Source organism: Lysinibacillus sp., from assembly GCF_032093475.1.
Taxonomy (GTDB): domain Bacteria; phylum Bacillota; class Bacilli; order Bacillales_A; family Planococcaceae; genus Lysinibacillus; species Lysinibacillus irui.
Genome location: NZ_DAMDAY010000012.1, coordinates 1 through 12,604 on the forward strand (window position 1 = coordinate 1; position 12,604 = coordinate 12,604).

The 12,604-nt window shown below is 37.7% G+C and carries 13 protein-coding genes and 1 tRNA gene; 2 read left to right on the forward strand and 12 right to left on the reverse strand.

Going from position 1 to position 12,604, the window contains the following annotated elements:
- The 5 genes from RT445_RS04785 to RT445_RS04805 form a co-directional block, all read right to left on the reverse strand.
- The coding region (locus tag RT445_RS04785; protein ID WP_313469922.1) for a type I glyceraldehyde-3-phosphate dehydrogenase at positions 1 to 648 on the reverse strand (648 nt) is incomplete at its 3' end.
- A gap of 126 nt (positions 649 to 774) precedes the next feature.
- Positions 775 to 1,815, reverse strand: a complete 1,041-nt coding sequence (locus RT445_RS04790; RefSeq protein WP_274794374.1) for a sugar-binding transcriptional regulator — start codon at positions 1,813 to 1,815, stop codon at positions 775 to 777.
- Positions 1,816 to 1,990: 175 nt separating this feature from the next.
- Positions 1,991 to 2,113, reverse strand: a complete 123-nt coding sequence (locus tag RT445_RS04795) for a hypothetical protein (RefSeq protein ID WP_255250346.1) — start codon at positions 2,111 to 2,113, stop codon at positions 1,991 to 1,993.
- A 261-nt stretch (positions 2,114 to 2,374) separates the two neighbouring features.
- Positions 2,375 to 2,608, reverse strand: a complete 234-nt coding sequence (locus RT445_RS04800; RefSeq protein ID WP_274794375.1) for a glutaredoxin family protein — start codon at positions 2,606 to 2,608, stop codon at positions 2,375 to 2,377.
- 51 nt (positions 2,609 to 2,659) lie between these two features.
- Positions 2,660 to 3,577 carry a DMT family transporter gene (locus RT445_RS04805; RefSeq protein WP_312506009.1) on the reverse strand — a complete coding sequence of 306 codons (918 nt, stop codon included), beginning with the start codon at positions 3,575 to 3,577 and terminating at the stop codon, positions 2,660 to 2,662.
- Between the two features lie 123 nt (positions 3,578 to 3,700).
- Between RT445_RS04805 and RT445_RS04810 the strand changes: the two genes are divergently transcribed.
- Complete coding sequence (locus tag RT445_RS04810) at positions 3,701 to 5,071, forward strand: aminotransferase-like domain-containing protein (RefSeq protein ID WP_312506011.1); 1,371 nt, start codon at positions 3,701 to 3,703, stop codon at positions 5,069 to 5,071.
- Positions 5,072 to 5,128: 57 nt separating this feature from the next.
- Here the strand turns inward: RT445_RS04810 and RT445_RS04815 are convergent, their stop codons facing one another.
- The 3 genes from RT445_RS04815 to RT445_RS04825 all read right to left on the reverse strand — a co-directional run bounded on the left by RT445_RS04815 (position 5,129) and on the right by RT445_RS04825 (position 8,882).
- Entirely contained in the window at positions 5,129 to 7,399 is a 2,271-nt protein-coding gene (locus tag RT445_RS04815) for a S9 family peptidase (RefSeq protein ID WP_274794377.1), read from the reverse strand.
- 149 nt (positions 7,400 to 7,548) lie between these two features.
- Entirely contained in the window at positions 7,549 to 8,298 is a 750-nt protein-coding gene (locus RT445_RS04820) for a TPM domain-containing protein (RefSeq protein WP_313469926.1), read from the reverse strand.
- A complete protein-coding gene (locus RT445_RS04825; RefSeq protein WP_274794379.1) occupies positions 8,298 to 8,882 on the reverse strand; it encodes a LemA family protein in 585 nt (194 codons plus the stop codon). Before RT445_RS04825 ends, RT445_RS04820 begins: the two co-directional genes overlap by 1 nt.
- 135 nt (positions 8,883 to 9,017) lie before the next feature.
- Here RT445_RS04825 and RT445_RS04830 point away from each other — a divergent pair, with 135 nt between their 5' ends.
- Complete coding sequence (locus RT445_RS04830; protein WP_313469928.1) at positions 9,018 to 9,632, forward strand: spore coat protein; 615 nt, start codon at positions 9,018 to 9,020, stop codon at positions 9,630 to 9,632.
- A gap of 44 nt (positions 9,633 to 9,676) precedes the next feature.
- On the opposite strand, the gene RT445_RS04835 is transcribed toward RT445_RS04830, so the two are convergent.
- The 4 genes from RT445_RS04835 to RT445_RS04850 all read right to left on the reverse strand — a co-directional run bounded on the left by RT445_RS04835 (position 9,677) and on the right by RT445_RS04850 (position 12,557).
- Complete coding sequence (locus RT445_RS04835; RefSeq protein WP_274794381.1) at positions 9,677 to 10,399, reverse strand: amino acid ABC transporter ATP-binding protein; 723 nt, start codon at positions 10,397 to 10,399, stop codon at positions 9,677 to 9,679.
- Positions 10,396 to 11,100, reverse strand: a complete 705-nt coding sequence (locus RT445_RS04840; RefSeq protein ID WP_274794382.1) for an amino acid ABC transporter permease — start codon at positions 11,098 to 11,100, stop codon at positions 10,396 to 10,398. Before RT445_RS04840 ends, RT445_RS04835 begins: the two co-directional genes overlap by 4 nt.
- A gap of 88 nt (positions 11,101 to 11,188) precedes the next feature.
- The gene (locus RT445_RS04845) at positions 11,189 to 11,986 is read right to left on the reverse strand and encodes a basic amino acid ABC transporter substrate-binding protein (protein ID WP_313469930.1); all 798 of its coding nucleotides are present in this window, start codon (positions 11,984 to 11,986) and stop codon (positions 11,189 to 11,191) included.
- Positions 11,987 to 12,482: 496 nt separating this feature from the next.
- A tRNA-Arg gene (locus tag RT445_RS04850) sits at positions 12,483 to 12,557 on the reverse strand.
- Positions 12,558 to 12,604 lie beyond the last annotated feature (47 nt).

Consider the following 12,604-nt stretch of genomic DNA (forward strand, 5'->3'; position numbering starts at 1 on the left):
AACAGCTACTGCTGCACCAGTTGTTGTTGGAATCATAGACACCGCACCAGCACGTGCACGACGTGGATCAGAGTGTGGGAAGTCAAGGATACGTTGGTCATTTGTATAAGAGTGAATTGTTGTCATCATACCGCGTTCAATACCAAATTTCTCATCTAACACTTTAGCTACTGGTGCAAGACAGTTTGTTGTACAAGAAGCATTGGAGATCACATCATCAGTTGCTGGGTTATAGTCCTCATGGTTTACACCCATAACAAATGTAGGCATTGCCCCTTTAGCTGGTGCAGATAGAATAGCTTTTTTAGCACCTGCTTCAATGTGCTTTCCTACTTCCTCCATTGAACGGAAACGTCCTGTACATTCAAGAACTACGTCTACACCTAATTCGCCCCATGGTAATTGTGCTGGATCTTTTTCAGCATATACTTTTACGCGTCGACCATTTACTACGAAAGAATCTTCATCTGCATTGACTTCAGCATCATAGATACCGTGTACTGAATCATATTTCAATAAGTGTGCAAGCTGACCAGCATCTGTTAAGTCATTGACAGCCACTACTTCGAATTCATCATGCTTCATTGCCTCACGAAATACTAATCGTCCAATACGTCCAAATCCATTAATCGCTAATTTTAATGCCATTGTTAATTCCTCCAATAATGTGTATTGTCTGTCCCTAATAGTAGGAACATTAAATTTGTTTTATGCTCATTCAAAAAGTGTTCCAACACTTTTTGAGATCGAGTGACATGTTTGATATGATCCCCATCATCGATGGTTATTTTCTAAATTAGCAGCAATTGCTTTTGCAGCTGCTTCATCTGTTATAAAGATTGTTTGCTTTGGCGCCACTTTAAAATAAGAAAGCATGGCATTGACTTTTTGTTTTCCTGCAGCCACTGCAATGACTTGCTGACTGTTTTGAACCTGCTCAAGTTGAATACCAATCGTGCGGATACGATGCACGATTTCTCCTTCAGCATTAAAGTAATAGCCAAATGCCTCACTGACAGCGCCTTTTTCCTCTAAAATTCGCAAATCCTCAGGAGATGAATTACGACGAATGGCCATTTCCTCTGCTGAGCCGATCCCATGAATGACACAATCTGCTTGATCATAAAATGCCATCATTTCTGTTACCATCGGCTCTGTCAACATCGCTTGATAAGCCTGCTCACTTAAATGCTCTGGTAAGAATAAAGTGCGGTACTGTGTTTCCATTTGCATAGCAAAGGTTGCAACAAGTGTATTGGCCTGCATTTGCATTTCATGTCCAATTCCTCCCCGTGCAGCAACAAAAGTTATCTTCTTTTGAAGATCCACAGGATGCAAAAATTGTGCAAGAGAGGCAACGGATTTCCCACCAGTGACAGCTACTATTTGCCCATCAAAAGCTGAGGACATAAATTGAAGTGCTGCTTCTTTGCCAAGCAAGGATAGGATTGTATCGTCTTCATTATAGTCACCAGGAACAACGACAACACGATGGATACCGAAATGTTGTTCGAGCTTTTTAGCAAGCTGAGTTAAACCAGACCATTCATAAACAATAGCTCTTAGTTTCTCAATAACAATTTCTCCATCTTCTGTACATACCATACCCGACTTTTGCGAATCTATTAACCCTTGTTCACGTAAAATATCTGTTTCTTTACGAATTTCTCTTTCTGTCATTTTCAATGAATCAGCAAGTGTGCGTCGTCCGATTGGCTGCATAAGTTGAACGGCTTGCAAAATTCGATACCTTGATTGCAGAAGCGGATACATTTCAGGAAGTAGCCTTTGCTGCGCCTCTGGAACAGTTAACATATTTATCTACTCCCTTATCAATAGTTGTGGGTTATTTTTCATCCCACTATATTATTTTGTGTCCCACTTATGATTTTATTATAATATGCATTTTTTTAAAGCGCAAGTAATTGTCTAGTTTTGGATGAAAAAAAGTCCCATAGCCAATAAAAACGGCTACGAGACTTTGGGGAACTTATTTTGTGAAAGATAAAATTGCGTTTTTCTTAAATCCTTCTAAAGCTTTTGTTGCTTCATTTTTATTTGTAAATTCAAAAATTCGAACATCCTTTTTCTCAAAAACTGTAATAACCCACATTGTAAAATCTCCCTTCACATCATCCATTTTTGTAATATAACAACCACTAAAACCTGTGATACATTTGATTAACTGTTTTATAACAACTTCTTACTTGATACCTATTCTACTCCGATTTTTATGAAAAGAAAGTCTAATGTGAAGGTCTTCACAAACTGTTCAATTTCAAAACGCTTTCATTGAACAATTTGTGAATTGTGTGAATTACAGCTAACATTCTAGTCATTTTTACCGTTAATAACTCTTTATACGTTTGGTAACTTAACTGCCTAATTGCTCCATTAACGTGGCATAATCTAAATGACCATACTGGATGACAACACCATCTTTTTCAACTACGGGAATCATTAGCATATATTTTTCATGTATGAAATCATCCTGTTCAATATCGATCATATCAATTTCGAATGGAACATCTTCCTGAACAAGCTTTAATGTTTGCAACCCCTCTACACATAATGGACAATTGGCTCGACTAAAAAATTTTACAATCATGAATAGCACCTCCCACTCTATTATAAACAAAAGTGTGATAAAGAAATGCTTCTATTCATTGATGGCTTTTGATGGAACAGGTTTAGATTCTTTTTGCTTAACCGTCGTATTTTTGCCCACAATGACTGAAAGTACGACAATCATTGCTACAACGACTGTAAATGATGTGATAGATTCATTTAAAAAAAGAGTTGCAAAAAGGATCATTAAAAATGGCTGTACATATTGAATTTGACTCACTCTTGCAATGCCTCCCATAGCCATTCCGCCATACCAAGCAACATATGCTAAAAACTGGCTGACAACGGCTAAGTAGAACAGGCTAAGCCATGCTGTTGCAGGGGCCTGTAGCATATCTGCTGTAAAGCTTAAAAAAACTGGAATGATAAAAAAAGGACCTGCTATTAGAATGGCCCATGCAATAACTTGCCAACTACCTAGTTCCTTGGATAATTGTCCTCCTTCCGCATAGCTAAGACCTAGTATTAGCACTGCCGCTAATAGGGCTAAATCCGCCATATGTAATTGCCCTAAGCCTAGATAGCTAGCATAGATGATGACTGCTATCGCCCCAATGACACTTGATAGCCAAAATTTTAATGAGGGTCGTTCACCTGCTCGAAAGATAGCAAAACCTGCAGTTGCTAAAGGTAATAATGCTAATTCTACTGCGCCATGAGATACAGGCAAACTGGTCATCGCCCAAGAAGTAAGCAACGGAAATCCTAACACCGCTCCAAAGGAGACAATCATTAAGCTCTTAAATTGCCTTGCAGAAGGTAGCCTTTCTTTTCTTACAAGCAACACAATGGCTACAATAATCCCAGCGATTACTGCTCTCCCCAACCCAACGATTGTAGTACCAAAATACGGTACCGCTATACTTGTTGCAGGTAATGTTAAACTAAAGCAAATTACTCCAACAACACCTAACAACAAGCCTATTTTTTCCTTTCTTTTATCCGGCATAATTCTCATCCTTCCATTTTTCTCCCTATCTGTCCCTGGTATAATCAATAGTAAGAGGTACTACATCAAAAATAAACAGAATTTTCTAGCAACTGTCCTGGTACAGATAAGGGGGGAAACGAATTGGAGGCTAAATATTTGGGGATTATCGAGGACATAAAAGATAAGATGGCAAACGGCTTACTCACTACAGGTAGTAAGCTCCCTTCTGTTCGACAATTAGCTGAGCAATTTTCCTGTAGTAAAAATACAGTAATCAGAGCGTACAATGAGCTGGAAAAGGAACATTTTATTTTTTCCATTCCAAAAAGCGGTTACTATGTTGTGAATAAATTAGAGCAGCCAACCACATCACAATATGTCGTTGATTTTTTGTCTGCAGGTCCAGACAAAACGATTATGCCTTATATTGAATTTCAGCATTGTATCAATCAAGCCATCGATATCTATAAGGAAGAATTATTTAGTTATAGTGACCAACAAGGCCTTTACTCTCTTCGTGTTCAAATAACGAAGTATTTACAAAGCTTGCAGGTCTTTACCGATCCTGATCGCTTATTTATCGTTTCAGGCTCTCAGCAAGCCTTACATTTATTAGTGTCCATGCCATTTCCGAATGGCAAAAGTAATATATTAATTGAACAGCCTACCTATTTCGGTTTTATAGAATCTGTTCACCTACATCAGGCTACTACCTTTGGGATTGATTTGACGATGGAGGGTATTGATTTAGAGCGACTCGAATATATTTTTCGCAATAATGATATCAAGTTTTTCTATATAGTGCCGAGATTCCAAAATCCTCTCGGTCATAGCTATACAAATGCTGAAAAAAGAAAAATTGTAGAACTAGCAGAAAAATATGATGTTTATATTGTGGAGGATGATTTTTTAGGAGATTTGGATCCAGACTCTAAATCGGATCCATTGTTCGCTTATAATCCTTCTGGCAGAATTATTTATATTAAAAGCTTTTCAAAGGTGTTTCTCCCTGGCCTCAGAGTTGCTACTGTCGTACTCCCAACTATAATGATGAATCATTTCTTGCGTTATAAATTTAGTGCAGATTTCAATAGCGCTGTTCTCTCACAGGGTGCCTTAGATATTTATTTAAAAAGTGGTATGTTTAATAGCCATATTAAAACGATAAAAGCACTTTATGTAGGAAAAATGAAGGCTTTACAGGAGGCTTGCGAATCATTACTTCCAAGTCATACTAACTTCACGAAACCTGTATCAGGCTTTTATCTGTCAATCGTTCTTCCTGACAATGTGAGTGCTAAGCAGACAGTGCACCTATTAAAAAATAAAAATATTTTCATGGATGATGCTTCTAGAATGTTTTTACCAGAATTTAAAAGGGATAATCTGATTCGTTTAAGTATCTCTCAAGTGGATGAGCAATTCATTCATCACGGCATTGAGGAACTAGCTCAATGTATTTCTTCATTAGAACGTAAGAAGCCTTACCCAAATACCATTCACCTACTATAATCAACAAAAGGCATCGAGTGCGAGCAAGCTACACATCAATGCCTTTCGTTTTTCATGTTATTTTAAGTGACTGTCGAAGAATTTCACCATAGCATTATAGAATTCAATTCTATTTTCTTCATTCGCAAAGCCATGTCCTTCATTATCCTTAAGCATATACTCTACGTCGACACCTCTAGCACGTAAAGCTTCTACAATTTGATCAGATTCTGCTTTATTGACACGTGGATCATTTGCGCCTTGAGCGACAAATAAAGGTGTTTTAATTTTATCCGCATGGAAGATAGGTGAAACAGCTGTTAATAATTCTTTGTCTTTTTCTGGGTGACCTACTCGTTCATAAAACATGTCACGCATAGTTTCCCAGTATGGCGGGATGGTATTTAATAATGTGAAAATGTTAGAAACGCCTACATAGTCAACCGCTGCAGCATATAAATCAGGTGTATACGTAATACCAGCTAGTGTTGCATAACCACCAAAGGATGCACCATAAATACCAATGCGTTCTGGATCTGCAATACCTTGATCAATAGCCCATTGTACGCCATCTGTAATATCATCTTGAATTTTTAGACCCCATTGCTTATTACCAGCTTGAAGGAACTCCTTCCCATAGCCAGTTGACGAACGGAAATTCACTTGTAGTACTGCATAGCCACGGTTTGCTAATAATTGTACTTCTGGGTTAAAGCCCCACATATCACGAGCCCATGGTCCACCGTGTGGATTCACGATAAGAGGGAGATTTTTTGCCTCTTTATTTTTCGGCAAAGTTAAATAACCGTTAATTATTAAGCCGTCTCGACTCTTATATGAAATTGGATGCATTTCAGCAAGCTCCTCTGGGTTTAACCAAGGGCTTAGAGTGGCCAATTCTTTTAATTCGTCCGTAGTGGAATCATAATAATAATATTGTCCATAAACGGTATCACTAGAAACACTAACAATAAATTTTGTCATCTCTTTATTGTAATCATTAATACCTAATTCACTTTCAGGCACACCAAGTTTGTTTTGGATTTTACGGAATAATTTTTCAAAATCCTCGTCAAAGAATTGATAATTTGTTTTATCAGTAATATATGCACCATATAACAATTTATCTTGATCTGCATTATATAGTATACCTGAGACGTCTACTTCATCATTTGACATGATAACTTCTTCTTTACCTTTTAAATCATATTTTACTACTTCTACCTTATCCCGACCTTTATTCGATGTTGCGTAAATGTATTGATTGTCTTTCGAGAAAGCTACTGGCATTACTTCATCTCCAGCCTCAACTTCAATAAATGGTCTAAATTCATCCTTTTCAGAATCTCGATAAAGAATTGTGCCTGCCACACCGTCTGAAGCAACGGCAACACGCACATTACCGTTTCGATCTGCTAACCAGCTTGTAATATTGCCAGGGTTTTTTGCAACATGAGTCGTTTCCCCTGTTTTTACATTGAGCTTGTACACATCAAAAACAGTGGCATCCTCTTTATTCATCATGATCAATATTTCATCTTTCACACCCTGTAGACCACTTAAAATTCCAACTGTTACGTTTGGATACGGAGTTAAATCTTTTTCCTCTGACCCATTAAATGTTGTAGAATAAATATGGAAGTTTTCATCTCCTCCTTTATCCTTTAAATAAAGTAAAGTATCATCTTTCCAGAAAAAACCTGCAATATCACGATCTTTTGAGCTTGAGACACGTATCGGCTCACTATCATCATTCATTTTTTTCACGAACACATTAGAACGACTCTCCCATGCAGAGGCAAACGTAATGTAATTTCCATCTGGTGAAAGTTCATAACCGAAATTCCCAGGATTTTTCATGAAATCCTCTACAGAAATTTCCTTTACTCCTTCATTATTAGAACCATTCTTTATCTGATTTGCATTGTTTAAAATTTTTACTGCATCTTGTTTAGAAATAAATTCAGTACTTACCACACCATTAAATAAACCAAGTTTATTCGCCTTTTCTAAATACTCAGCAAGTGATGCTTCTTTCTCTTCTTTATTTATAGCCCTTACTAAAATACGAGCAACCTCATCACGTTTTATCATCGAACTTAAATCTGTTAGCTCTCCAGCCTTTACCCATTGCCCAATAATCTGTTGGCGCATTGGTTCTGATCCGTGCTGGAATGTTAAAGCTGTTACAGCTAAATTCAAAAATTCCTGTGCTGAAATGCGTTCCTCCTGTGCTACCACGACACTGTTCGTTTCATCTGCAGCACGTACTTCTTGTAGTGTTGTAGGAATGACCACAGATGTTGTTAATATTATCGCTAATGATGCAGATAAAAATCTTTTTTTCAAAATGATTCCTCCTTATATCAGTTTACGTTATACCGATTGTCGATATACCCAAATTATACCAATAATGTAATTAATGTCAATGAATAAGGTCACTAAATATATCCATAAGGAAAGCGAACTAATATGATTAGTTCGCTAATACAGACAGATTAGAATTTTCTGCTTGCTCCTCCTCCTGCAGAAGATCCTCCACCAAAGCCTCCAAAGCCTCCACCACTCGATCGACCTCCACCAAAGCTTCCAGGAAAACCACCAAAGCCCCCAGCTCTTGGACCACCACCGCCTTTCGAAAAGAACGAATATATGATGAGGACAACAATTATGATTAAGATGATTAACCAAACAGGCATATCTTCACCCTCGTTAGCTCCTACAGGTACTTCACCATTCCAATTATACTCTTCCGCAACAGTGCGAAATACTTCAGCATATGTAGCTTGGAAGGCTTGATCAATGTTTCCCTCACTCGCAGATGGGTAAAATGCATGATCTAAAATACGTCCTAGCTTACCATCTGGTAATGGTCCCTCTAGTCCCTGACCAACAGCTATTACCACATCATTATTGCCTTCACCCTGACCAAAAGTGGCTAGTATTAGGACACCATTATTTTTTTCTTTGTCACCTATTCCCCATGAGCGAATCATTTTGGTTGCATACATCTTCGGCTCCTGCCCGCTGAGACTATCCACTGTGACAACCATAATCTCAGCACCCGTGCCTTGATCTAACTGCTCTGAATAATGATTTAATTGTTCTTTGACATTTGCAGATAAAACATTGGCAAAATCATGGATATACGTATTTTTCATTGGTGATGGCATAGCTGCTTTCGTCATATTCGTACAAAAAAGAAGCACCGAGCAAACGATGATAATCTGTACAATATAACGTTTCATTAGTGTGTACCTGATGATTGACTAAAATCGATTGATGGCGCCTTGTCAGCCCCTGCGGCCGCTTTAAAGTATTCTTTTTGCTCGAATCCAAACATCCCTGCAACTAAATTACCCGGGAAACGTTTAACATGCTTATTAAATTGCTGTACCTCATTGTTATAATCCTCACGTGCTACAGCTAGACGATTTTCTGTGCCTGCTAATTCATCCATTAACTGACGGAAATTTGCATCGGCCTTTAAATTAGGGTAATTTTCCACTACTACAAGTAATCTGCTTAGTGCGCCAGTTAAAGCATCATTTGCCACAGCTTGCTCCTGCGGTGAATTAGCACTCCCCATTTGCGCACGTGCTTCCGTTATACTTGTTATGACTTCTTGTTCATGATTGGCATAACCTTTTACAGATTCTACTAAATTGGGGATTAAATCAAAACGGCGTTGGAGCTGATTCTCAACTTGAGCCCATTTTGAATCAACATTTTCCTCTGCCGACACCAGGCTATTATATTTAGGAATGAATAATAGAGCGATTACCACAAAAATAATAACAATGACAGCAATAGGTCCGAACGATTTTTTCAAATTTTAATGCCTCCTCAACTTCCTTTTCCTTCTGTCATTAGTCTACATTTTTGCTTTTACATTTATACCGTATGAAATGGAATGGACTCGACATACTAAATACTGCAACAAAATATCTTTGAGGAGGCGTTTTTTTTGTCACAATCGTTTTATAACGAATCATCAAATCAAACAAATTTCAATCAACAACATAGCCTAAATCATGGTGGCCATGAAATGATGGACATACATGAAACGATCGGCGAAATTATTGCTGGTATGAACCAAGCCATTATTTTACGCCCACATGTAAAGGATCCAGAGCTACTAAGCATTTTGGATCGCCAATATAACTTCACTCTAGGTATGTACAATACAATTGTGGAGTCCTTTAAAACTGGACATGATCCATCTGTGCCAACAGGGCGTTATCAAATGGAGACAGGTAATGACTTTAAATACGGCTTAAATGCTGGTCAACCTAAAAAGCCAATGCAAAATGCCAATGAAATTAATGATGAAGCCATTTCTGGTTTCTTACTTGGTGCTCAAAAAGGGGCAGCTAAATGTATGACTACTGCGGCGATGGAGACAACAAACCCTGTTGTTCGTCGTGTTGTTGCTGATAGTATTCCAAACTGCATCGAAATGGCTTACGAATTATCGATTTACCAAAATATGCATGGCTATTATCAGGTGCCTCAGTACTCTGAACAGGATATGCAAACGATGCTTAATGCATACGACACAACATCTAATCCCCTTCATTAAAAAACAGTCCATGGTGTAATTCTCACCATGGACTGTCTTTTTAATTATAGAACTTTCCCTAAAAATGCCTTCGTACGTTCGTTTTGCGGATTGCCGAACAATTCATCCGGAGAGCCTTCTTCTACGATAAAGCCTCCATCCATAAAGACAACTCGATCGCCCACTTCACGAGCAAACCCCATTTCATGGGTAACGACAACCATTGTCATCCCTTCAGCAGCTAGATTTTTCATTACATCTAGCACCTCTTTTACCATTTCTGGATCGAGTGCGGAAGTAGGCTCGTCAAATAGAATGGCTTTGGGCTTCATTGCTAAGGCACGTGCAATGGCTACACGCTGCTGCTGACCACCTGAAAGCTGCTCAGGATAATTATAAGCCTTGCTGTCGAGTCCAACCTTTTTCAATAGCTCATGTCCAAGTGCTTCAGCATCTGGACGACTCATTTTACGAATTTGCATAGGTGCCATCGTTACATTATCGAGAACTGTCATATGAGGGAATAAGTTAAATTGTTGAAACACCATGCCAACTTCAGCTCGAATTTCATTGATATTCGTTTTAGGATCATTTATTTTTACGTTTTCAATATAAATAGCACCATCTGTCACTTCTTCAAGCATATTGATGCAGCGTAAAAATGTACTTTTCCCTGAACCAGATGGTCCAATGACGCAGACAACCTGTTTCTCTTGAATTTCATAATCGATTCCTTTTAATACTTCAAGCTTGCCAAAATATTTGTGTAGGTTCTCAATTTTTATCATCTTGCTTCCCGCCCTTCTGCTTTACGAGGGACATAACTATTGCTAAAACGTTTCTCGATAAATGCGACAATCTTCGTTACACCATATGTTAAAACTAAGTATAGTAATGCAGCAACGATGTACGGTTCCCAGAAGCGGAAACTTGCACCTGCTACTACTTTACTAGCATATAAAATATCTGGTGCTGCAATAACTGTTACTAATGATGAATCTTTTAATAATGCAATGAATTCATTCCCTAACGGTGGAATCATGCGTCTAAATGCTTGCGGTAAAATGACCTTTCGCATCGCCTGGTTATGCGTTAAACCAAGAGAACGAGCTGCCTCCATTTGCCCTTTTGCAATACTTTGAATACCTGCACGGAAGATTTCCGCATTGTAAGCTGCACAGTTTAAAATTAGTGCTGTAATCCCTGAAACCATATAGCCTAAAGAATGACCAAAGATTGTTGGAATCACTGCTAAGTGTATTAACAAAATTTGCACAAGCATTGGTGTTCCACGGAATAAATCGATATATAGTTTAGATGGCCAATAAATCCATTTTTTACTCGATAATTTTCCTAGGCCCAAAAATAGACCTAATAGAATACCTCCAAAATAACCACTAAGTGTCAAAATAAGTGTTACGCCAATACCTCGTATAAACATATCTCGGTAGTTCCAGACAATGTCCCAGCGTAGGTCAAAGATGTCCATCCGAAAACCCCATTCCCCTTTAAAGTTACGAAAATTAAATGAGCCGCCAGCACAGTAGCTGTGCTAGTGGCATCACTCTACTCATTTATTACTGAAAATCCGTACCTGTAATTTCTTTTAATTTTCCGTTTTCTTTAATCTTTTTAAGACCTTCATTTAATTTATCTAATAGCTCTTTATTCCCCTTTTGAACCATAAAGCCATAGTATTCTTTTTCGAATGCATCATCTTCAATTACTTTTAGTTTTTGATCTGGATGAGCTTTAATATATTCATAAACTACTGCATTATCTCCAATAGCTGCATCAACGTTTCCATTTAACATCTCTTGAATAGCGATTGGCTGACTTTCAAAAGCCATAATATTTGTACTTGCTTCACCTTGTAACTTTTTCGCTGCCATATGACCAGTAGCATTAATTTGAACGGATACCTTTTTATCTTTTAGTTCTTCTAATGACTTAATCTTTGAATCTTCTTTAACAACGATTAGTAATTGAGATTCATAGTATGGTTCTGTAAAATCAAATGATTCTTTACGCTCTTCCGTAATTGTGATCCCAGAAGCACCGATATCTGTTTCGCCATTTTTAATTGTTTGGAAAACAGGCTCCCAACCAATATTACTCCATTCAACCTCAAAATCCATTTCATCCGCAATAGCTTGTAAAATATCGACATCAATCCCTACAATTTTCCCTGAATCGTCAACAGATTCAAAAGGTGCAAAAGTAGCCTCTGTACCTACTTTATATACTTTCTTCCCATCTCCGCCATCTTCTGAAGGTGTACTACCTGAGGATGCATCATCTTTTGTTCCGCAACCTGCAAGTGCTAATGTTAAAGCTGCTATCATCATCAATAACATCCATCCTGTTTTTTTCATTGTTTTTCCCCCTGTTTCGATAATATTCCGAAATGCGTATTATTTTTCGCAATTCGGAAATGTTAGACTATTAGGTCAATTATATTAACATTATAGTAATTAGACAACAACTTTTCACATAAAACTAAATATTTTTTCATATAAATTTATATTAAATGCATATAATTAGATAAAACATGTATAAATAACAAGAAATCAAACCTAAAACTAATATATATACAATATAAACGATGCCAATTTTCGATAAATTTTGGCAAAAAAAAAGAATCCCCTCAGAAAGGATTCTTTTTTTGACTATGACTAGTCCACGTACAGTATGTTCACTAAAAAATAATTTGGAGTTGTTGCTTTTTTGAAGGTTTGAAAGGAACAAATAGGGGAATAATGCCAACTAGGACAGTATTCCCTTACTTTTTCCTCTCTATCTCCACTAAGCAGGCTGCTAAACTACTTATTAGGAGACGAGCTATAACAAGTATATCTATAATCAGTAAAATGGCGCCCTCGGAGGGAATCGAACCCCCAGTGCAAGAACCGGAATCTTACGTGTTATCCATTACACCACGAGGGCAAAAGCACAAAAAAAAAGTACTCACTCTAGGCTTACGAAAAGCATGA